The following is a 228-nucleotide window of genomic DNA, read 5'->3' as shown; positions in this document are numbered from 1 at the left end:
GGGCTGGCTGGCTTTCGTTCGGTGCCGAGCCATTGGGAGATAAGACACAAGACAGGCGGGAAGTTTACCTTTGGCGGCATGCAAAACATTATCGATATGAAAGGTGCGTCTAACTATAAAATATTCTTAATGGAAGAGGCAGCGAAGACGAAGCAAAACACTATTGATACTTTAGGCCCAACATTAAGGGATACACCAAACGCAGAGTTATGGTATTTATGGAACCCT

1 protein-coding gene is annotated in these 228 nt (G+C 44.7%); it reads left to right on the top strand.

All coding sequences use genetic code 11. From position 1 onward, the window contains the following. Positions 1–228 (top strand): phage terminase large subunit (locus D5S11_RS19800; RefSeq protein WP_206504755.1); only part of this gene is annotated, 228 nt, incomplete at both ends.

This window comes from Bacillus sp. L75 (assembly GCF_003676355.1).
In the GTDB taxonomy this organism is placed as follows: Bacteria; Bacillota; Bacilli; order Bacillales; family Bacillaceae; genus Bacillus; species Bacillus velezensis.
This window is presented reverse-complemented; position numbering and strand designations above follow the sequence as displayed.